A 19,307-nucleotide genomic window follows, 5' to 3' on the forward strand; every position below is an offset into this window, starting at 1 on the left:
CTTCACTCCACGATCTGAGCTGTTTCGACAACGGCATGGAACAGTACATTGGCCCCCGCCGCGGCCCAATCCGGGCTGATCTCTTCTGCCTCGTTATGGCTGAGCCCGTCAACGCAGGGGCACATGACCATCGCGGTCGGCGCCACCTTGTTGATCCAGCAGGCATCATGGCCCGCGCCCGAGATCAGATCACGATGGGAATAGCCCAGACGCAGGGCCGCGTCACGCACAGCGGTCACGCAGGTTTCGTCAAACTGTACCGGATCAAACCCGCCCACTTTCTCAAACGCCACCTCAAGGCCCATATCCTTGCAGATTTCCGATGCGCCCGTTTGCAGCCGTGCCTCCATATCCTCGATCACCGCCAGATCCGGGGACCGGAAATCGACAGTGAAGACCGCCTTGCCCGGGATCACATTGCGCGAGTTCGGATAGATGTCGATATGCCCCGCAGCGCCCACCGCATCGGGGGCGTGGGACAGGGCAATTTCATCCACAAGCTCCAGCACGCGGGCCATGCCAAGCCCCGCATTCCGACGCATCGGCATGGGGGTCGAGCCTGTATGGCTGTCCTTGCCGGTGATGGTCACCTGTGTCCAGCTAAGGCCCTGACCATGGGTCACAACGCCGATATCCTTGCCTTCAGCCTCCAGAATCGGACCCTGTTCGATATGCAACTCAAAAAAGGCATGCATCTTGCGCGCGCCCACCTCTTCCTCACCCTTCCAGCCGATCCGCTCCAGTTCTGCCCCGAAGCTCTTGCCTTCCGCATCCGCGCGGTCATAGGCCCAATCCTGGGTATGGACCCCGGCAAACACGCCCGAGGCCAGCATCGCCGGGGCGTAGCGCGTGCCTTCCTCATTGGTCCAGTTGGTCACCACGATCGGGTGTCTGGTCCGGATCCCCAGATCATTGAGGGAGCGGATAATCTCCAACCCGCTCAACACGCCAAGAACCCCGTCATATTTGCCGCCCGTGGGCTGGGTATCGAGATGGGAGCCGACATAGACCGGCAGGGCATCCGGGTCGGTGCCTTCCCGCCGGGCGAACATATTGCCCATCTGGTCCAGCCCCATGGAGCAGCCCGCCGCCTCGCACCAGCCCTGAAACAGGGTGCGGCCCTCCGCATCCTCATCGGTCAGGGTCTGGCGGTTGTTGCCACCTGCCACGCCGGGGCCGATTTGGGCCATTTCCATCAGCGAGTCCCACAGGCGCTCCCCATTGATCTTCATATTTTCGCCGGGTGCCGGCATTATCATTCCCCCAAGGTTTTCTGCCTGTTGATCGGCGGGCTTAATCCAGATTAATCAGCACATCGCGCAGGGTTCCGAACAGCTGATCAATATGGGCTTTCTCGACAATCAGCGGCGGGCTCATCGCGATGATATCGCCCGTGGTGCGGATCAGGGCGCCCTTCTCATAGCAGTCAAGGAAAGCCTGGAAGGCGCGTTTCGTAGGCTCCCCCGCGATCGGCTCCAGCTCCACCGCGCCGATCAGCCCCGCATTGCGGATGTCGATCACATGGGGGCAATCGCGCAGCGAATGCAGCCCGTCTTCCCAATAGCCCGCCAGATCGGCGGCACGATCAAACAATGCCTCTTCACGATAGGTTTCCAGCGTCGCCAGACCGGCGGCGGCGGCCATCGGATTGCCCGAATAGGTATAGCCATGGAACAGTTCGATCATATGGTCCGGCCCGGTCATGAACGCGTCATGGATCTCTTTCGTGGCCAGCACCGCGCCCATAGGGATCACCCCGTTGGTCAGCCCCTTGGCGCAGGTGATCAGGTCAGGCATGACGCCGAAATATTCCGCCCCGAAAGAGGCGCCAAGACGCCCGAACCCGGTGATCACCTCATCGAAGATCAGCAGGATGCCATGGGCGGTGCAGATCTCGCGCAGCCGTTCCAGATAGCCCTTGGGCGGCATCAGCACACCGGTGGACCCCGCCATCGGTTCCACGATCACGGCAGCCACGGTTTCGGGCCCATGCAGGGCCACGATCCGCTCAAGCTCTTCTGCCAGATGGGCGCCATGGTCCGGCTGGCCACGGGTAAAGGCGTTCTGATCGGGCAGATGCGTATGCGGCAGATGATCGACCCCGGTCAAAAGCGACCCGAAATATTTGCGGTTATTGACGATGCCGCCCACCGAGATGCCGCCGAAATTCACCCCGTGATAGCCCCGTTCGCGCCCGATCAGCCGGGTCCGTGTGCCCTGCCCGATGGCGCGCTGATAGGCGATGGCGATCTTCAGCGCGGTTTCCACGCTTTCCGACCCGGAATTGGTGAAGAACACATGTTCAAACGGTTCCGGCGCCATGTCGCGCAGCTTGCTGGCCAACTCGAAGGCTTTCGGGTGCCCCATCTGGAACGCGGGCGCATAATCAAGCTCTGCCGCCTGGGCCTGGATCGCCTCGACAATTCTGGGCCGTTTATGGCCCGCATTGCAGCACCACAGGCCCGCCGTGCCATCCAGCACCTCGCGCCCGTCGGCGGTTTTATAGAACATCCCATCGGCAGAAACGAACATGCGCGGGGTCTGCTTGAATTGCCGGTTCGAGGTGAAGGGCATCCAGAATGCGGAAAGGTCATTCGGGGTGGAGCGGTCCAGCGCCATTTGGATCACCTTATCTGGCAGCACCGGTCTGTCACCGGGCGGCTTGGAGGGTTGTTTTGACCATCTGGTCAAGATCACGCTAGCAGAGGCAGATGATCAGTCAAGAAATTGAACGCCGGAAAACGCCCAATCGCAAGGCAAATGATGGGCAAACGGGCGATCATGCCGCCAGATTGGGCATTCCCTGCTTGGCGCTTGCCCCAGTGCCGCAAGGAGTGGCACAGTAAACCCCATGAACATTCAGCCGCCGCGCACCCGTATTCAGCGCAAAAACACAAAAACCATCCTGAACGCCGCCCTGCAGGTGTTCTCACAACACGGGTTTCGCGGCGCAACGCTGGATCAGATCGCGCGGGAGGCAGGGCTGTCAAAGCCCAATCTTCTATATTATTTCCCCTCGAAAGAGGCGATACATGTGACGCTGTTGAGCCAGTTGATGGATACCTGGCTGGACCCGCTGCGCGAGATGAAGCCTGAGGGCGACCCGGTTGAGGAATTGCTGGGCTATGTGCGCCGTAAACTGCAGATGAGCCGGGATTTCCCGCTCGAAAGCCGCTTGTTTGCAAATGAGATCGTGCAGGGTGCGCCGCGTATGCAAGAGGTGCTGGCCACCGATCTGAAAGCCCTGGTCGATGAGAAAGTGGTGATCATTCGCGGCTGGGCCAAATCAGGCCAGATCGCGGATGTGGACCCTCATCACCTGATCTTCTCGATCTGGGCGCTGACCCAGCATTACGCGGATTTCGACGTGCAGATACACGCGGTTCTGGGCCCGGGGCGCGACCCGTTTGCCGAGGCGGAAGCGTTTCTTCGGGTCTTGTTCACCAGGCTTCTGGCCCCGGCATGACGGCGCCGGAATTCCCGGGAATTCCTTGTGGAAAACCCTTGTTTTCCACGCCCCTGTAGCGTTTTCGTTAACATTGAAACAGAATTTTCCACCTCTCAATCAGCAAATAAAGCACTGGGCAGAAATTCTGCATCACATATAGTTTGCGCGGAGGGCATCGCCCGAACCGAGGGGAGGGCGAGAAGCGCCCGCCCCGTGGGGGCGGTTCGGGCGCTGCCCGGCGGGGCCGCCGGGCGGGAGCATGGTGCAGGATGGTGCAGGATTTCAGTCTGGTGCTTTATTTGCTGATTTCGAACGCAAATTCCGCCGCAGACTGTTTCAATGCATCCGCAAGACCCTTTATTCCGCCGCGCAGGCACCCGGGTTGTTGGGATGTGTGGTCCAGTTGGCGTAATCGGGGTCCACCACTTTCCCGGTGCGGGCATCCATCTGGCCCGGGTCCAGCGCTTCCATTGTGATGCAATCCTCCACCGGGCAGACATTCACGCAAAGATTGCAGGCCACGCATTCCTCATCAATCACCTCGAACACCCGGTCCTCCGACATCGAGATCGCCTGATGCGAGGTATCCTCGCAAGCCGCATAGCAGCGCCCGCATTTGATGCAATCCTCCTGGCTGATCCTGGCCTTGGCCACATAGTTCAGGTTCAGATATTGCCAGTCCGTCACATTCGGCACCGCCCGGCCAACCACCTGATCAATCGAGCTATAGCCCTTTTCATCCATCCACTGGCTCAAACCCGATGCCATCTCTTCGACAACCTTGAACCCATAGGTCATTGCCGCCGTGCAAACCTGCACCGTTCCGGCCCCAAGCGACAGAAACTCTGCCGCGTCCCGCCAGGTGGTGATCCCGCCGATCCCGGAAATGGGCAGGCCGTAGGTCTCCGGGTCGCGCGCAATCTCGGCCAGCATGTTGAGAGCAATCGGCTTCACCGCCGGGCCGCAATAGCCCCCATGGGAGCCCTTGCCGTCAATCGAGGGTTCCGGGCTCATCGTGTCCAGATTGACCGAGGTGATCGACGAGATCGTGTTGATCAGGCTGACCGCATCGGCACCGCCCGCCTTCGCGGCCCGTGCCGGATAGCGGATATCGGTGATATTGGGTGTCAGCTTCACGATCACCGGCATCCGCGTGTTGGCCTTGCACCAGCGCGCCACCATCTCGATATATTCCGGCACCTGGCCCACGGCCGCGCCCATGCCGCGTTCGCTCATCCCGTGGGGGCAGCCGAAATTCAGCTCAATCCCATCGGCGCCGGTATCTTCCACCAGCGGCAAGATCTTCTTCCACGCGCCTTCCTCGCAGGGCACCATCAGCGACACGATCATCGCGCGGTCCGGCCAGGCGCGTTTCACCGCCTTGATCTCGCGCAGGTTCACCTCCATCGGGCGGTCCGTGATCAGCTCGATATTGTTCAGCCCCAGAAGCCGCCGGTCAGCGCCATAGATCGCGCCATATCTGGGGCCGTTCACATTCACCACATGGGGGTCTTCGCCAAGCGTCTTCCAGACCACCCCGCCCCAGCCCGCCTTGAAGGCGCGCACCACGTTATATTCCTTATCCGTCGGCGGGGCCGAGGCCAGCCAGAACGGGTTGGGTGATTTGATGCCGAGGAAGTTGGTGGAAAGATCGGCCATGGTTCAGGCTCCTTTCGTCAATAATCGCAGCGGTGGTAGCGAGCTTGCGGCTCATTTTCCACTTGCACCAGAAGGGTGTCGTCACTTTGCAAGGCGGCAATGAAGGTATAGGTTTGGCGGGGTGTCTCGATCACCCGGTCGCCCTCGAAATGGATATTGCGACAGTCGATCAGCGTGGTCAGCGCGGGGCCGCCGGGCGGCTCATGCCAGTCACACATCGTGTGCTCATGGACGCCAAGCGCATCCGCTTCGATGTAGAAGATCGTCTCGCCCCGGCCCTCAAGCGTGCACCAGTTGCCAAGGATCGACGCCTCATCAGACAGCGCCCAGACCGGGAAGACCCAGACAGACAGTGGCAGAAGAAAAAGCGCCAAGGCCCATTTCATGACAACGCCTTGTGAATATCCTCGGCGGCATCGCGACCCTCGGCCACGGCGGTCACGGTCAGGTCTTCGCCACCGCTGGCACAATCGCCCCCGGCCCAGATACCGGCCACGCCGGTTTGACCCGGGCCGGTGACAGCGATCTTGCCGCCTTCGATTTGCAACCCATCAGGCGTGCCTTCCAGCGTCTGGCCGATGGCTTTCAGCACCTGATCGGCGGGGATATCGAAGGTTTCCCCCGTGCCCACCAGGCTTTTGCCCTCGGCGCGCGTATATTCCGCCCGCACCCCGGTCACCGACCCGTTGCCCAAAACCGCCACCGGCATCGCATTGAACACGATCCGAACCCCTTTGGAGGCCGCCAGATCCTGCTCATACTGGCTGGCCGGCATCGCGTCCGGCCCCCGGCGGTAGAGGATCGTGACCATCTCTGCGCCCAGCAATCTGGATTGCACGGCGGCATCAACCGCGGTCATCCCGCCGCCGATCACCACCACATTCCGGCCGATGGGCAGCCCCGCCAGATCGCTGGCCTGACGCAGATCGGAAATGAACCCGACCGCATCCAGCACGCCATCCTTATCCTCACCCTCGGCCCTGAGCGCATTCACACCCGCCAGCCCCATGCCCAGAAACACCGCGTCAAACCCTTTGGTCAGACTGTCCAGCGTGACATCCGCACCCAGCGCCTTGCCGGTTTCCAGGGTGATCCCGCCGATTTCCATCAGCCAGTCGATTTCGGCCTGGGCAAAGGCATTCACCGTCTTATAGGCCGCAATGCCGTATTCATTCAGACCGCCGCCCTTGGGCCGGGCATCATGGATCACCACATCATGGCCATGCATCGCCAACCGATGCGCACAGGCCAGACCTGCGGGCCCCGCCCCCACAACCGCCACGGTCTTGCCCGTCGGCGCGGCGCGGGTGAACGGATGCTCTGCCCCGGAGGCCATTACCGTATCGGTGGCAAACCGCTGCAACTGTCCGATCAGAACCGGCTTGCCCTCGGCGGCCTCGCGCACGCAGGCCTCTTCGCACAGCGTTTCCGTCGGGCAGACCCGGGCGCACATGCCGCCCAGAATATTCTGTTCGAAAATCGTTCGCGCCGCCGCTTCCGGGGTGCCGGTTGCGATCTGCCGGATGAACAGCGGAATATCAATATCCGTGGGGCAGGCGGTGATGCAGGGCGCGTCATGGCAGAAATAACAGCGATCGGCGGCGACCTGTGCTTCATGCCCGTCAAGCGGCGCATGCAAATCGTCGAAATTCGCGTCATAGGCACCGGGCTGCAAACGTCCGGGCGCGATGCCTGGGGTGAACGGGCTGTTCGTCATGGGATTCTCATCCCTCCCTGATCGAATGGCTTATATCTGCTGAAAGTTTGCACAGGTCAAAAATTTTATCAAATGGTAAATTATTAGATTTTGGGCGGAATGCGGCCTCACACCCCCCGGTTGCCGCCAAAATCCGCGATACTGCCGGAAAATCGGGCATCTGGTGAAACCTGTCTCTGGCAACACTTTGGCTGCTTTTCCCCTCTTCACCCGCTTTTATCCCCTCTGCTTGTGCAGTATATGGTCAGACATCAGGCACGGGGACACGAAGGCCCAACTCAGATAACAGCCAGAAAACGCGGCGAGGACAGAACACCATGGCAAATAAAACGCATGACGGGGATGTGGCCTTTATCAAGGCGCTGGCCGAACTGCTCAGGGAAAATGACCTGACCGAATTGCAGGTCAAACGCGACTATGCCGCGGATGACAGCCTGAATGTCCGTGTTTCGCGCCAGATGCAGGTGGTGCAGCACGCCGCTGCCCCGGTTGCCGTTGCCCCTGCTGCTGCGGCCCCTGCCACCGCCGCACCGGTCGAGGCTGCGGCGCCTGCGGCAACCGCCGATCCCGCGCAGGATCCCAATGCGCTGACCTCGCCCATGGTTGGCACCGCCTATCTGCAACCCGAACCCGGCACCGCCTCTTTCGTCAGTCTTGGTGACAAAGTGACCGAGGGGCAGACCCTGATGATCATCGAGGCGATGAAAACCATGAACCAGATCCCCAGCCCCAAATCCGGCACGGTCAAACGTATTCTGGTCGAAGATGGTGCCCCGGTGGAATTTGGCGCGCCCCTGATGATCATCGAATAGGGCGGCAGGCACATGTTCTCCAAAATCCTCATCGCCAATCGCGGCGAGATCGCATTGCGTGTCATCCGCGCCGCGCGCGAAATGGGTGTGGGCACGGTGGCCGTGCATTCCACCGCCGACAGCGACGCGATGCATGTGCGTATGGCGGACGAGGCCGTCTGCATCGGCCCGGCCCCCGGCACACAGAGTTATCTGTCCGTGCCCGCGATCATCTCGGCCTGCGAGATCACCGGGGCCGAGGCGATCCACCCGGGTTACGGTTTTCTGTCCGAGAACGCGCAATTCGTGCAGATTGTCGAGGATCACGGGCTGAAATTCATCGGCCCCTCGGCCGCCCATATCCGCATGATGGGGGACAAGATCACCGCCAAGGACACGATGAAAGCCCTGGGCGTGCCTTGCGTGCCCGGCTCTGACGGTGGCGTCCCGGATATGGAAGCTGCACGCGCGGTAGCCCAGGACACCGGGTTTCCGCTGATCGTGAAAGCCACGGCGGGCGGCGGCGGGCGCGGCATGAAACTGGCCAAAACCGCCGAGGATCTGGAAACCGCCTTTCGCACCGCGCGGGCCGAGGCGAAATCGGCCTTCGGCAATGATGAGGTCTATCTGGAGAAATATCTGGGCACGCCGCGCCATATCGAGGTGCAGGTGTTTGGCGACGGGCGTGGTCAGGCGGTGCATCTGGGGGAACGCGACTGTTCCCTGCAGCGGCGCCATCAGAAGGTGCTGGAAGAGGCCCCCGGCCCCGCGATCAGCGCCGAGACCCGGGCCGAGATCGGGGCCACCTGTGCCAAGGCCGTGGCCGAGATCGGCTATGAGGGCGCGGGTACGATCGAATTTCTTTATGAAAACGGCGATTTCTATTTCATCGAGATGAACACCCGCCTTCAGGTTGAACACCCGGTGACAGAGGCAATCTTTGGCGTCGATCTGGTGCGCGAGCAGATCCGTGTGGCCGCTGGCGAGGACATGTCGTTCACGCAACAGGATTTGCAGGTCAACGGCCACGCCATCGAGGTGCGTATCAATGCCGAGAAACTGCCGAATTTCTCCCCCTGCCCCGGCAAGATCACCCAGTATCATGCACCCGGCGGGCTGGGTGTGCGGATGGATTCAGCGCTGTATGACGGCTATTCGATCCCGCCATATTACGACAGCCTGATCGCCAAGCTGATTGTCCATGGTCAGGACCGTCCGCAGGCCCTGTCCCGCCTGAAACGCGCGTTGGGTGAATTGATTGTCGATGGTGTCGACACCACCCTGCCGCTTTTCACCGCACTGATGGAGGAAGAGGCGGTGCAAACCGGCGCTTACAACATCCATTGGCTGGAAACCTGGCTGGAAACCAATCTGAACAGCTGACCAGGCGTTTTATGCGTTTTGCCTATAGCAGCTTATAGATTCGGACTGACATTCTGAACCACGCCCTTTCGCCCGGCGGCACCGCCGGGCAGCGCCCGAACCGCCCCTACGGGACGGGCGCTTCGCTTCCTGCCCCTCGGTACGGGCGCGGCCCTCTGCGCAATGTATATTTGGTGCAGAATTCCAGGCGGATGCCTCAACAGGTCGTGTCGCGCGTCAGTGCCGGGGGGCGGTTGAAGGCCAGGCGGATATTCCGCTTGATCAGATTGCACCAGATCAGAACCGGAAGGCCGCGCAGGAAATCCGGCCAGGCCCCTTTGCCTGCACGCCCCAATGTCCGCAGAACCGTTGTTGGAACCGCCGGGCGGAAATAGCTTCGGGCGCGCACGGATCCGCCCGCGATCAGCGTGGCAAGCGCCTGTCTTGTGGCGGACGGGTTGTTCCAGTCCGACCGGAACAGGACGCAGCCGTTCCTGTTGATGATGAAAACCGCATTGGGCATGCCGCCATAGGCGTTATGGGCCGCGCCCTCGATCCCGTCGACCAGCACAAGGCGGGCCTCTCCATCCTCCTCGCGCAACCGGTTTGCACAGGCACGTTTGTCCTCGAAACTGTCATGGCTTGGGATCGCCGCACCGGGATGGGCCTCCCGCACATAAAGCACGGCATTGCTGATACCCGGAAATTCGGCCTCAAGGGCGCCCATCATCCTGCGCCGGCTTTGAAACAGCGGGCAGGTGATGCTGCCGGTTTCCAGAACAAGGAAATCCCCGTCGAAATCCAGCAGGTGCCTTTCCTCTCCGCTGCTTGTGGATACCGGAAAATCAGGGGCCTTTTCCCCGGGCATCGGCCCGGTCGAGATGTCGAAATCGTAATCCCTGGAAGAAAAGGCATCGTAATTATAGTCGGACATATCACATCTCCTGATCCGGGGGGTGAGGGAGTGGCGCATGTTGACCGGGCAAAAGGGTCTCGGTCATCTGTCTGAGGCAACGTAGCGTCGTCAGCGCATCCGCCTGACTGATCCCGGCCATTGCCTTGTGGATAAGATCAGCCGCAATTGGCACAAGCGCGCTTTGCAGGCTCTGGCCAAACGCGCTTGCCCCGATCAGAGATTTGCGCCGGTCTTTCGGGTCCGCATCCCGTTCAACCAAGTGCTTTTTGACCATGCCATCAACCAGCCGCGTCACGGTTGTCCGGTCGCGAAAGGTGACATCGGCGATCCGGCCCGGGGTCTGGGCCCCGTGTTTCCACAGGATCAGCAAAACCGCCCATTCTTCCGGGGTGACATCATAGCCATGGTCGCGAAACCGCTGCCCAAGCTCTTTACGCACCAGAAAGCCAAGCCGGTTGACCCAATGCAGGGAAATGGATTCGTAGTCGAACATATAACCTGTATATCACAAATATTGTATTACACACGTAAATATCGAGGCGCAGATGGCATTACCCCTCTGATCCCGGCCCAGGCCGCGACCCGCCCAAAAAACCCATGGGATTTTTCCGCGCAACCTGCGTATCATGCCCCCATGCCGCATGATCTGCGCCCCGAGAAACGCCCGCCCCTGACGGCTGATCTTCTGCTGCGCGCCTATGCGGCAGGGATTTTTCCGATGTCAGAGGGGCGCGATGACCCCGATCTTTTCTGGGTCGATCCGCAGCGCCGGGGTATCCTGCCGCTTGACGGGTTCCACATGTCGCGCTCACTGGCCCGGCGGATCAGGGCCGAACCATTCGATATTCGCGTGGATACGGATTTCGAGGCGACCGTGCAGGGCTGCGCCGACCGGGAAGAAACCTGGATCAATGCCGAGATATTCGACCTTTATCAGCAGCTTCACGCCGCAGGGTTCGCCCATTCCCTGGAAGTCTGGGACTGTGAGACCCTTGTGGGTGGCGTCTATGGCGTCACACTTGGGGCGGCGTTTTTCGGCGAAAGCATGTTTTCGCACCGCCCGGATGCCTCAAAGATCGCGCTGGCCTATCTGGTCTGTCGGTTGCGTTATGGCGGGTTTCAGCTGTTCGATACGCAATTCGTGACCGACCACCTGATCCGCATGGGCGCTGTTGAGATCCCCCGGGCGACCTATCACAGATATCTGGAACGGGCCCTTGACTGGGAGGCCGCGTTTGGTGCGCAGCCAGAACCTGTCAGCGTTCAGGAGGTTCTGCACCTCAGAACCCAGACATCGTAACGGGGGTGTTCCAACGCCACCAGCGCCGGGCTGGAGGCCACCATCCACCCGTTGAACAGTTCCGTCCCCTCCAGATCAAGGATCTGGATATGGGCGAAAGCATCAGACGATGGATTGTCAATCGGATAGCGGCATTCAAACATCCGGATCGCGATGCGCCCGAAAACCACCGTCTGCCCGTCTGACATCTCGATATCCGTGGGCTGGCCCAGAGTCTTGTCAAGCGCCCGCAGAACGGCCCCCTCGGCAGCGGCAACCGGCGGCGCATTGATCGAGGTGGTCGCCCTTGTGTTGGGGCGCTGTTCCAGGCGGGTGCCATCGCCTGTTTCCTGCACGAACACCCCATCTGTTGCCTCTTGCGCCCCGGTCAGGGCCGGAAACAGGGCGGGGGGCAAAGCCAGCAGGGCAGCCAGAGCAACGGCCCTCATGTATCCTCGCCATCGCCGCTGACAAAGCGCAGAAGCAGGGTAATCAGGCTGACCGCGCTTTGGGTATTGGTGATCTCTCCGCCGGGGTCCAATGCAAAGGGCGAGCCGCCCGGCACGATCTCAATATAGGAGCCGCCAAGCAGCCCTTCGGACGCAATCGAAATCGCACTGTCATCGGGGATCTCGATGTCATTGATGACGCTGAAGGTTGTATCGGCGCGAAAACTTGTCCGGTTCAGGGCCAGATCGGTGATCGCACCGATCCGCACACCGGCCATCCGCACATCCGTGCCCACGCCCACGCCTTCAACCGACCGGAACGAGGCGATCAGCTCATAACTGCCTGTATCCCGCTCCACCCCTGTGGCCTGGGCGATATAAAGCAGAAATCCGACAGCTGCGGACAGAACGACACCGCCCAGAACGATCTCTGTGGTTGTGTTCTCGGACATGGTTCCGACCTCTTTCTACCCGTCGCCGCCTGTTGCGGGCGCTGTTTATTCAGGGGTCCAGGCCTCGTAATCGCGACGCTCTTCCGGCGCGGTACGGCGGATCGAGCCTGCGGGCGCATAGGCCTGCGCTGTGCCCGTCAAATTCGGAAGATGGGGCTTTTCCCAGGGTTTGTGCATCACCGGCCGGTCGGTCGGCGGCTCGTCCCAGGTGTGATGCAGCCAGCCATGCCAGTCGGGTGAGACCCGGCTTGCCTCGGCCTCGCCGTTGAAGATCACCCAGCGGCGTTTCCCGTCTTCGGCCTGATAATAGGTGTTACCGGCATCATCCTCGCCAACTTTGGTGCCCTTGCGCCAGGTCATCAACTGCGTGCCGATGGTCTGACCGTTCCACCAGGTCACAAGGCGATTGAGAAAACTGAACATAGGGCCTCCGATGGGGCATGAACCTCTTTGCCCGGTAATGCCGCAACCAGGGCCCAAGGTCTAGGGCAAAGGCAGGGGAGAAGGTCGCGGGCGGGCAAATGCCAACCACCAAGCCCCATCTCATGCCTCAGACGACAGGCCGACAATCAGATATACCCGGGCAGACCGGCCAAGGTCTGAAATGACAGAGCCCGGATAATCCGCTGTCCCGTCCTTGCGGCCCTGCCCCGAACCCGCGTTCCTGAAACGGGCGTCTGATACGGGACTCTGTTCTTTCTGCGCATGCCAACATTGTCGCCCTGTCTCCCTTGCCCTAAAGCTGTTGCAAACGCACCCGCAGGGAGACCGAAGAGATGACAGACACCCCCAGCTACGGCTTTGACACGCTGCAAATTCACGCAGGCGCCCGCCCCGACCCGGCCACAGGCGCGCGGCAGACACCGATCTATCAGACCACCGGGTATGTGTTCCGCGATGCCGATCACGCCGCGGCGCTGTTCAACCTGCAGGAGGTGGGGTTTATCTATTCGCGCCTCACCAACCCGACAGTTGCGGTGTTGCAGGAACGCCTGGCAACACTGGAAGGCGGGGTTGGCGCGGTATGCTGTTCTTCGGGCCACGCAGCACAGATCATGGCGCTGTTCCCGCTGATGACACCGGGCAGCAATGTCGTGGTCTCGACCCGGCTTTATGGCGGGACAGTCACCCAGTTCGGTCAGACGATCAAACGCTTCGGCTGGTCCGCGACATTTGTCGATTTCGACGATCTGGACGCGGTCAAAGCCGCCATTGACGCCGATACCCGCGCGGTGTTCTGCGAAAGCATCGCCAATCCGGGCGGCTATATCACCGACCTGCGGGCGATTGCCGATATGGCCGATGCCGCTGGCATTCCGCTGATTGTGGATAACACCTCGGCCACGCCCTATCTGTGCCGCCCGATCGAACATGGCGCGACACTGGTGGTGCATTCCACCACGAAATACCTTACCGGCAACGGCACGGTCACCGGTGGCTGCGTCATCGACAGCGGCACGTTCGACTGGTCAGCTTCTGACAAATTCCCGTCGCTCAGCGCGCCGGAACCTGCCTATCACGGGCTGAAATTCCACGAGACCTTTGGCGCACTCGCTTTCACCTTCCATGGGATTGCCATCGGATTGCGCGACCTTGGCATGACGATGAACCCGCAGGCCGCCCATTACACGCTGATGGGCGTGGAAACGCTGTCGCTGCGGATGGAGCGCCATGTGGAAAACGCCGTGAAGGTTGCAAAATGGCTGGAGGCGGACCCCAGGGTTGATTTCGTCACCTATGCGGGTCTGGAAAGCTCCCCCTATTACGCGCGGGTGGCCACGGTCTGCCCCAAGGGGGCAGGCGCGTTGTTCACCTTTGCCGTCAAGGGCGGGTATGAGGCCTGCATAAAGCTGGTCGATAGCCTTGAGATATTCTCCCATGTGGCCAATCTTGGCGACACGCGTTCCCTGATCATCCATTCGGCCTCCACCACCCATCGGCAACTGACCGCAGAACAGCAGGAAGCCGCAGGCGCGGCCCCCAATGTGGTGCGGGTGTCGATCGGAATCGAGGATGCCAATGACCTGATCGCCGATCTGGATCAGGCCCTGACGAAAGCGGCGGGGTAACCGCCGACACCGTAAAGCGGGGTCGCCGCACAAGGCGGCCCCGCGCTTGAATGGACAGGCGTGGGCGCGGGACGGCCCCCTCTGGTGCCGGGATGCCTGAAAACAGCCCTGCCGCAGCCACACAGGGCAAGGCGGCGCGGGTTCTCATCCGGCAATCTCGTGTTCAGCAAACACCTCTTTCGCCGCGAACAAACCGTTCAACGCTGCGGGAAACCCTGCATATACCGCCATCTGCATCATCACTTCGACAATTTCCACACGGCTGAGCCCGACATTCAGGCCCGCCTCAATATGGATTTTCAACTGCGGGGCCGCATTGCCCATCGCTGCAAGGGCGGCAATGGTCGCGATTTCGCGGTCGCGCAGCCCAAGTTCCGGGCGGCTATAGATATCCCCAAAGGGGAATTCGACAAGATATCTGGCAAAATCCGGTGCGATATCCGCCAACGCATTGACGACAGTCTCGCCACCGGCCCCGTCAATCCTGGCAAGCGCGCGGGAGCCTCTTTCAAATCTCGTTTCCTGAAGCGCATTTTGTACTGTCATGATCTGTGTCCTTCTTCGCTGTGTCGGCATAGCCGGCAATTTTTGCGTCGAGGACAAGAAGACTGTTTTGCAGTTCAGCGACACGGGCGCGCACGGTCTGACGGTGTTCGATCAGCAGGTCACGCCGCGCCGTCTCCGTCGCAATGCCGCCTTCTCGCAAATCCGCGTAACGCCGCATGTCGCGCACGGACATCCCTGTTGTTTTGAGTCGATTGAGAAACTCAATCCAATCAAAGATATCTTCGCTGTAATCGCGTTGGCCTGACGGGTCCCGAAAGGCGTAAGGCAGCAAACCGATCCGCTCGTAATAACGGATTGTATGGGCCGATAAACCCGATCTGTTTGCCAGTTCACCGATCTTCAAAACCTGGTCTCCTTGTCCCAACGCTTGACTGCCTACAGGTTAGAGCATGCTCTAAGTCAAGCCATGAAATCCGAAAATGCAAAACCTGAAAATCGGCTCTTTGTGTAGACCGTCAAACGGTTTTGACTGTCAGGTCATGACAGTGAACCAAGTTCCGGAAAAGAGGTGAATCTGCGGTTCGCGCAGATCGCGGCGAATGTCTCAAGAGAGGCCATTTTGACAAGATCGGCCAGCATTGGTAAGTCATCACTTACCAATCATTGGAGCAAACAAGATGCGATGTCTCGTTGTTGGCGGTACTGGATTTCTGGGCGGTGCGATTGTGGACGCTTTGATTTCCGATGAGCATTCCGTTTCGATCCTCTCGAGGGGCAAGATGGTTGCGGACGTTACGACCGAAGTTGAAGTGATCAAAGCAGATCGGTACGAAGACGTGACTGCGCTGGAAGGTCATCAATTTGACTGGGTCTTTGACACCTGCGCATATACTCCGGCATCCGTGCAGCTTTTGCTGCGGGCTTTGCGCCAGAGCCTGACTAGATATGTCCTGATTTCGTCGATATCGGCCTACGGCACATTCACTGAAGAGGGCCTCAGCGAAGAGGCGCCTGTTCCAGATGCATCAACGGAAGATTTTGAAAAGGCGGCAAGTTTGCCACGTGAAGATCGCGCGTCTGCTTTCGCTTACGGAGATTCTTATGGGCCACTCAAACGTGCATGTGAGAAAAAGGCCGAAGAGCTTCTAGGAGAGCGTGCAACCTCTCTTCGAGTTGGGCTGCTGGTTGGTGCAGGTGACTACACAGACCGATTAACTTGGTGGGTCCGACGATTGGACGAAGCGATTGGCAAACGCACAAAAGTGCCCGTTCCAGCCCCGCTTGATCGCTCAGTTCAGATGATTGATGTGAGAGATGCTGCTGCTTTCGCATTGCGATGCGCAAATGACGGGCTGTCAGGTATCTGGAATGTAACGAGCAAGCCGATTTCGTTTGGCGCTGCTCTTCTTGAGATCGCAAATGTAAGCGGATCGAAAGCCGTGCTCGTTCCGGTGGCTGAGGATATTATCACGAAAGCCCAAGTCATGCCCTGGACGGATATTCCTCTGTTGGCACCGTCGATACCCGAGTTCAGATATTTCCTTGAAGTCGGAACGGAAAAGGCAGTTTCGGCAGGTCTTGTTTGCCGCCCATTGTCCGACACGATTGGCCCATTGCTAAATTGGGACAGAGGCCGCAGGGGAATAAGCCTCAAGTGTGGAATGACACAGGATCAAGAGGCGCTGTTGCTGCAAACCGTCAGGCACTGACGGCGGGGGCGGAAGGCCGGCATCAGGCAAATCGCATCCCCGTCATGGCACCTCTTTTGTCCGGCTTCAAATCCGCTTAAGATGAAATCAGCTGGTCCGCATGCCGCAGAGCCGCCGCATGGTTTTCATCGCCCGCCTCCTGCTATACTGATCGGCATGTGGGAGGGGCCCTGCCCGGTGGCTCCGTGGATAGAGGTCGTCCGTGACTGTCGAGTTCGTGTTATTCCTGTCGCCGGAAGGCATCGCCCTGGCCCACCGCCAGCAGGCGGGCCATTGGGCACTGATCGGGGACACAGCACTGGATGTGCCCGATCTGGGCAGCGCATTGGCCGGTCTGCGCGAAATGGGCGAGACACGGGGCGGTGCCAATTTTCCGACGCTTCTGGTCCTGCCCGACGATCAGCTTCTTTATACGGAACTGGACGGGCTTGGCGGCTCGGCGGCGATCCCCGGCAGGTTGGGCGGGTTAACCCCTTACGCGGTGGAGGAACTGGCCTATGACTGGCGCGATCTGGGGGGCGGGCGCGCGGCGCTTGCCGTGGTCGCCCGCGAAACCCTGGACGAGGCCGAAGGGTTCGCCCGTGACAACGGCTTCAACGGGGTCGGGTTCGCGGCCTCGCCCCCGGTTGAGAAATTTCCCGGCGTCCCGCTTTTCCAACTGGCCGATGATGCGCGCGGGCTGACCATGCCCGATAGCGGGCTGGCCTTTGGCCCGGACAGCTGGACCCCGGTTGTGGATGAGATCAGTTCAGCGCCAGACCCTGTGCCAGACCCCGCGCCTGAGCCTGTGCCCGAGGCGCCCCCGGTTGATGATCCCGCCCCCGAGGCACCCGCAGAACCCGAGCTGGAAACAGCCCCCCCGGATGAGGTGGATGACACACCCGATCTGACCCCGGTGGTCAAATCCCGCACAGCCAGACAGGGCAAGGCCAGCTCTGCCCCCGCGGCTCCACCCGCACCGGACGACGCATCACAGGATGACCCGACCGACACCCCAGATGACGGGCCAATGCAGATGCCCACGGGGTTTGGCGCCCGGCGCGGCAAAGCCCCTGCCCCCGAGGGGAGGCGGGCAGTCTGGTCAGCGAACGGGTCAGCCGCTTTGGCCTGACCGCCCCGGCACGTGATGACACCGTGGCACCGGTGACCCCCGCCGAAAACGCCACGCCTGTGACGCAGAAGACGCCAAACAAGGACATCCCCACAGGGTTGAGCGCCCCCCCCAGGGCGCAACCCGTCGAGACCAGCAATGCCCCGGGCCGTCGCCTGACACCTGAACCGGACAGGCGGCTTGGGGACATGCCGCTGCCCACACCCCCTGCCACGGATCAGGATGAGCTTGCGGGGATGCAGGACACCCCCGCACCGGGGTTTGCGGCCCGGATTATGGCGCGCAAATCCGCTGATACCATCCCCGATCCCGTCATCCTGACCAGAACCGCCGAGGCTGATATGCCGGGGATGGACGGGCTGCTTGCCCGGCGCGCGCCCGACCGGAGCGGGCCATCGCTGAAAACCGGGCTGATCCTGACCCTGATCCTGCTGCTGATCCTTGCGCTGGTTGCCGTCTGGTCAGCCCTGTTCCTGCCCGACAGCACCGTGGCCCGCTGGCTGGGCCGCGAGGCGCCGGATGTGCAGGTGGCCACGCCCGTCCCTTCGGCCATAGTCGAGGCACCCGCAACCGCAGACCGCAGCGAAGACCTGGCCCGGCTGGAACAGCCCGAAACACCGGTAATCGCTCCGGTCCCGCTGCCCCCTGCCCCGCCGCCTGAGGCGGCCGCCGAACCCGATCTGCCGGATATTGATGCCGATCTTGACCTTGGGCCGGACCCGGTGGACCCCGAAACCCTGCTGCCCTCGCCCGAAGAGACCGAGGCGGCCTATGCCACCAGCGGCATCTGGCAACGCCCCCCGGAACAGCCGGTGTTGCCTGACCCGGATGCGGAAGACGAGATCTATATGGCCTCGATCGACCCTGTGGTTGTCACCCATGACGCGCTGGCCCTGCCCGGGGCTGAACTGACCCCGGCCCGGCTGGAACATTACGCCTCCCCCCCGCCTTTCGGCACAAGGTTTGACCTTGACGCGAACGGTCTGATCCGGCCTACGGCCGATGGCGCGTTCACGCCTGACGGCGTGCAGGTCTTTGCAGGTGTGCCCCCGGTGCGTCCGGTGCCGCGCACAGGCGGCGAAGTCACAGAGACCCCTGAAACCGGTGACAACGCCGAAACAGAAGCCGTGCAAACTGCGCTTCTTGCCAGTTTTCAACCCACCCCGCGCCCCGCCGATCTGACCGAACGGCGTGAGCGCCAGCTTCTGGGCGGCTTCACTGTCAGCGAACTGGCCAACCGGAGGCCAAGCCCGCGCCCGCCATCTGTTCAGCAACTGACATTGGCCGCCCGCGAGGCTGAGGCGGCAACAACACCCTCAGAGCAGGGCACGGCTGGCGCGACCTTCGATGCGGATGTGCTGGCGGGTAATGCAGAACCGGAGGTGCGCGTTATCCAGGCCAGTGCGCTGGCTGTCGCCTCGTCACAGACACCCCGCCTGCGCCCTGGCAATTTTGCGGATACGGTGGCCCGGGCCACCCAGGGCCGCGCCGACCAAAGCGGCGCGGCAACGATACAAACCGCCAGTGCACCTGCCAGGGTTCAACCCTCAATCCCCTCCAGCGCGACGGTCAGCCGGGCGGCCACCAACAGCAATGCCATCAACCTGCGGCGGGTGAACCTGATCGGTGTCAGCGGCACCTCTTCAAACCGGCGCGCCCTGGTGCGTATGCCGTCCGGCCGGTTCGTACGGGTCACGGTTGGCGACCGCGTCGATGGGGGCCGGGTTGCGGCCATCGGTGAGAATACACTGCAATATGTGAAGAACGGCCGGAATATCACCCTGGAAGTGCCTGGCTGATCCATCAGGCATGGCCCGCTATCGGCTGACCGGATTTCT

Annotated in this window: 20 protein-coding genes; 8 read left to right on the forward strand and 12 right to left on the reverse strand. The window is 61.2% G+C overall.

Going from position 1 to position 19,307, the window contains the following annotated elements; genetic code table 11:
• Positions 1-2: 2 nt before the first annotated feature.
• Together E2K80_RS09360 and E2K80_RS09365 are read right to left on the reverse strand one after the other, a co-directional pair.
• Positions 3-1,253, reverse strand: coding sequence for a Zn-dependent hydrolase (locus E2K80_RS09360; RefSeq protein ID WP_135376549.1), 1,251 nt, complete (start codon positions 1,251-1,253; stop codon positions 3-5).
• Between the two features lie 40 nt (positions 1,254-1,293).
• Complete coding sequence (locus tag E2K80_RS09365) at positions 1,294-2,619, reverse strand: aspartate aminotransferase family protein (protein ID WP_210405475.1); 1,326 nt, start codon at positions 2,617-2,619, stop codon at positions 1,294-1,296.
• A gap of 232 nt (positions 2,620-2,851) precedes the next feature.
• On the opposite strand from E2K80_RS09365, the gene E2K80_RS09370 reads away from it, so the two are divergent.
• On the forward strand, positions 2,852-3,466 hold the full coding sequence (locus E2K80_RS09370) for a TetR family transcriptional regulator C-terminal domain-containing protein (protein ID WP_135374770.1): 615 nt from the start codon (positions 2,852-2,854) through the stop codon (positions 3,464-3,466).
• 339 nt (positions 3,467-3,805) lie between these two features.
• Here E2K80_RS09370 and preA read toward each other — a convergent pair whose 3' ends face one another.
• The 3 genes from preA to E2K80_RS09385 are packed head-to-tail and all read right to left on the reverse strand — an operon-like array spanning position 3,806 to position 6,824.
• The gene (gene preA, locus E2K80_RS09375; protein ID WP_135374771.1) at positions 3,806-5,107 is read right to left on the reverse strand and encodes an NAD-dependent dihydropyrimidine dehydrogenase subunit PreA; all 1,302 of its coding nucleotides are present in this window, start codon (positions 5,105-5,107) and stop codon (positions 3,806-3,808) included.
• Positions 5,108-5,124: 17 nt separating this feature from the next.
• The gene (locus E2K80_RS09380; RefSeq protein WP_135374772.1) at positions 5,125-5,493 is read right to left on the reverse strand and encodes a hypothetical protein; all 369 of its coding nucleotides are present in this window, start codon (positions 5,491-5,493) and stop codon (positions 5,125-5,127) included.
• On the reverse strand, positions 5,490-6,824 hold the full coding sequence (locus E2K80_RS09385; RefSeq protein WP_135374773.1) for an NAD(P)-dependent oxidoreductase: 1,335 nt from the start codon (positions 6,822-6,824) through the stop codon (positions 5,490-5,492). The genes E2K80_RS09380 and E2K80_RS09385 overlap by 4 nt, the downstream gene beginning before the upstream one ends.
• Positions 6,825-7,141: 317 nt before the next feature.
• On the opposite strand from E2K80_RS09385, the gene accB reads away from it, so the two are divergent.
• Both accB and accC read left to right on the forward strand, forming a co-directional pair.
• Complete coding sequence (gene accB / locus E2K80_RS09390; RefSeq protein ID WP_135374774.1) at positions 7,142-7,636, forward strand: acetyl-CoA carboxylase biotin carboxyl carrier protein; 495 nt, start codon at positions 7,142-7,144, stop codon at positions 7,634-7,636.
• A gap of 12 nt (positions 7,637-7,648) precedes the next feature.
• The gene (gene accC, locus E2K80_RS09395; RefSeq protein WP_135374775.1) at positions 7,649-8,998 is read left to right on the forward strand and encodes an acetyl-CoA carboxylase biotin carboxylase subunit; all 1,350 of its coding nucleotides are present in this window, start codon (positions 7,649-7,651) and stop codon (positions 8,996-8,998) included.
• Positions 8,999-9,194: 196 nt separating this feature from the next.
• Here the strand turns inward: accC and E2K80_RS09400 are convergent, their stop codons facing one another.
• Positions 9,195-9,911 (reverse strand): deiodinase-like protein, encoded by a 717-nt coding sequence (locus tag E2K80_RS09400; protein WP_168193151.1) that lies wholly within the window; start codon positions 9,909-9,911, stop codon positions 9,195-9,197.
• Position 9,912: 1 nt separating this feature from the next.
• A complete protein-coding gene (locus E2K80_RS09405; RefSeq protein ID WP_135374777.1) occupies positions 9,913-10,386 on the reverse strand; it encodes a MarR family winged helix-turn-helix transcriptional regulator in 474 nt (157 codons plus the stop codon).
• A 141-nt stretch (positions 10,387-10,527) separates the two neighbouring features.
• Here E2K80_RS09405 and aat point away from each other — a divergent pair, with 141 nt between their 5' ends.
• On the forward strand, positions 10,528-11,193 hold the full coding sequence (gene aat / locus E2K80_RS09410; protein ID WP_135374778.1) for a leucyl/phenylalanyl-tRNA--protein transferase: 666 nt from the start codon (positions 10,528-10,530) through the stop codon (positions 11,191-11,193).
• On the opposite strand, the gene E2K80_RS09415 is transcribed toward aat, so the two are convergent.
• The 3 genes from E2K80_RS09415 to E2K80_RS09425 are packed head-to-tail and all read right to left on the reverse strand — an operon-like array spanning position 11,157 to position 12,496.
• The gene (locus E2K80_RS09415; protein WP_135374779.1) at positions 11,157-11,621 is read right to left on the reverse strand and encodes a DUF2155 domain-containing protein; all 465 of its coding nucleotides are present in this window, start codon (positions 11,619-11,621) and stop codon (positions 11,157-11,159) included. The genes aat and E2K80_RS09415 overlap by 37 nt on opposite strands.
• Positions 11,618-12,073, reverse strand: a complete 456-nt coding sequence (gene mlaD / locus E2K80_RS09420) for an outer membrane lipid asymmetry maintenance protein MlaD (RefSeq protein WP_135374780.1) — start codon at positions 12,071-12,073, stop codon at positions 11,618-11,620. The genes E2K80_RS09415 and mlaD overlap by 4 nt, the downstream gene beginning before the upstream one ends.
• Before the next feature lie 45 nt (positions 12,074-12,118).
• A complete protein-coding gene (locus E2K80_RS09425; RefSeq protein WP_135374781.1) occupies positions 12,119-12,496 on the reverse strand; it encodes an NADH:ubiquinone oxidoreductase subunit NDUFA12 in 378 nt (125 codons plus the stop codon).
• A gap of 353 nt (positions 12,497-12,849) precedes the next feature.
• Here E2K80_RS09425 and E2K80_RS09430 point away from each other — a divergent pair, with 353 nt between their 5' ends.
• On the forward strand, positions 12,850-14,142 hold the full coding sequence (locus E2K80_RS09430) for an O-acetylhomoserine aminocarboxypropyltransferase/cysteine synthase family protein (RefSeq protein ID WP_135374782.1): 1,293 nt from the start codon (positions 12,850-12,852) through the stop codon (positions 14,140-14,142).
• A gap of 144 nt (positions 14,143-14,286) precedes the next feature.
• Here E2K80_RS09430 and E2K80_RS09435 read toward each other — a convergent pair whose 3' ends face one another.
• Positions 14,287-14,688 (reverse strand): carboxymuconolactone decarboxylase family protein, encoded by a 402-nt coding sequence (locus E2K80_RS09435; protein WP_135374783.1) that lies wholly within the window; start codon positions 14,686-14,688, stop codon positions 14,287-14,289.
• On the reverse strand, positions 14,651-15,052 hold the full coding sequence (locus E2K80_RS09440) for a MerR family transcriptional regulator (RefSeq protein WP_135374784.1): 402 nt from the start codon (positions 15,050-15,052) through the stop codon (positions 14,651-14,653). The genes E2K80_RS09435 and E2K80_RS09440 overlap by 38 nt, the downstream gene beginning before the upstream one ends.
• Positions 15,053-15,326: 274 nt before the next feature.
• Between E2K80_RS09440 and E2K80_RS09445 the strand changes: the two genes are divergently transcribed.
• The 3 genes from E2K80_RS09445 to E2K80_RS09455 all read left to right on the forward strand — a co-directional run bounded on the left by E2K80_RS09445 (position 15,327) and on the right by E2K80_RS09455 (position 19,268).
• A complete protein-coding gene (locus tag E2K80_RS09445; protein ID WP_135374785.1) occupies positions 15,327-16,358 on the forward strand; it encodes an NAD-dependent epimerase/dehydratase family protein in 1,032 nt (343 codons plus the stop codon).
• Positions 16,359-16,560: 202 nt separating this feature from the next.
• Positions 16,561-17,469 (forward strand): hypothetical protein, encoded by a 909-nt coding sequence (locus tag E2K80_RS09450; RefSeq protein ID WP_135374786.1) that lies wholly within the window; start codon positions 16,561-16,563, stop codon positions 17,467-17,469.
• A gap of 32 nt (positions 17,470-17,501) precedes the next feature.
• The gene (locus tag E2K80_RS09455; RefSeq protein ID WP_210405359.1) at positions 17,502-19,268 is read left to right on the forward strand and encodes a hypothetical protein; all 1,767 of its coding nucleotides are present in this window, start codon (positions 17,502-17,504) and stop codon (positions 19,266-19,268) included.
• Positions 19,269-19,307 lie beyond the last annotated feature (39 nt).

Origin of the sequence: Rhodophyticola sp. CCM32, from assembly GCF_004751985.1 — a bacterium.
Taxonomy (GTDB): domain Bacteria; phylum Pseudomonadota; class Alphaproteobacteria; order Rhodobacterales; family Rhodobacteraceae; genus Rhodophyticola.

Coding starts and splice junctions, on each gene's coding strand:
- E2K80_RS09360 (WP_135376549.1), bottom strand. CDS start 1,253: ATGCCGGCACCCGGCGAAAATATGAAGATCAATGGGGAGCGCCTGTGG.
- E2K80_RS09365 (WP_210405475.1), bottom strand. CDS start 2,619: ATGGCGCTGGACCGCTCCACCCCGAATGACCTTTCCGCATTCTGGATG.
- E2K80_RS09370 (WP_135374770.1), top strand. CDS start 2,852: ATGAACATTCAGCCGCCGCGCACCCGTATTCAGCGCAAAAACACAAAA.
- preA (WP_135374771.1), bottom strand. CDS start 5,107: ATGGCCGATCTTTCCACCAACTTCCTCGGCATCAAATCACCCAACCCG.
- E2K80_RS09380 (WP_135374772.1), bottom strand. CDS start 5,493: ATGAAATGGGCCTTGGCGCTTTTTCTTCTGCCACTGTCTGTCTGGGTC.
- E2K80_RS09385 (WP_135374773.1), bottom strand. CDS start 6,824: ATGACGAACAGCCCGTTCACCCCAGGCATCGCGCCCGGACGTTTGCAG.
- accB (WP_135374774.1), top strand. CDS start 7,142: ATGGCAAATAAAACGCATGACGGGGATGTGGCCTTTATCAAGGCGCTG.
- accC (WP_135374775.1), top strand. CDS start 7,649: ATGTTCTCCAAAATCCTCATCGCCAATCGCGGCGAGATCGCATTGCGT.
- E2K80_RS09400 (WP_168193151.1), bottom strand. CDS start 9,911: ATGTCCGACTATAATTACGATGCCTTTTCTTCCAGGGATTACGATTTC.
- E2K80_RS09405 (WP_135374777.1), bottom strand. CDS start 10,386: ATGTTCGACTACGAATCCATTTCCCTGCATTGGGTCAACCGGCTTGGC.
- aat (WP_135374778.1), top strand. CDS start 10,528: ATGCCGCATGATCTGCGCCCCGAGAAACGCCCGCCCCTGACGGCTGAT.
- E2K80_RS09415 (WP_135374779.1), bottom strand. CDS start 11,621: ATGAGGGCCGTTGCTCTGGCTGCCCTGCTGGCTTTGCCCCCCGCCCTG.
- mlaD (WP_135374780.1), bottom strand. CDS start 12,073: ATGTCCGAGAACACAACCACAGAGATCGTTCTGGGCGGTGTCGTTCTG.
- E2K80_RS09425 (WP_135374781.1), bottom strand. CDS start 12,496: ATGTTCAGTTTTCTCAATCGCCTTGTGACCTGGTGGAACGGTCAGACC.
- E2K80_RS09430 (WP_135374782.1), top strand. CDS start 12,850: ATGACAGACACCCCCAGCTACGGCTTTGACACGCTGCAAATTCACGCA.
- E2K80_RS09435 (WP_135374783.1), bottom strand. CDS start 14,688: ATGACAGTACAAAATGCGCTTCAGGAAACGAGATTTGAAAGAGGCTCC.
- E2K80_RS09445 (WP_135374785.1), top strand. CDS start 15,327: ATGCGATGTCTCGTTGTTGGCGGTACTGGATTTCTGGGCGGTGCGATT.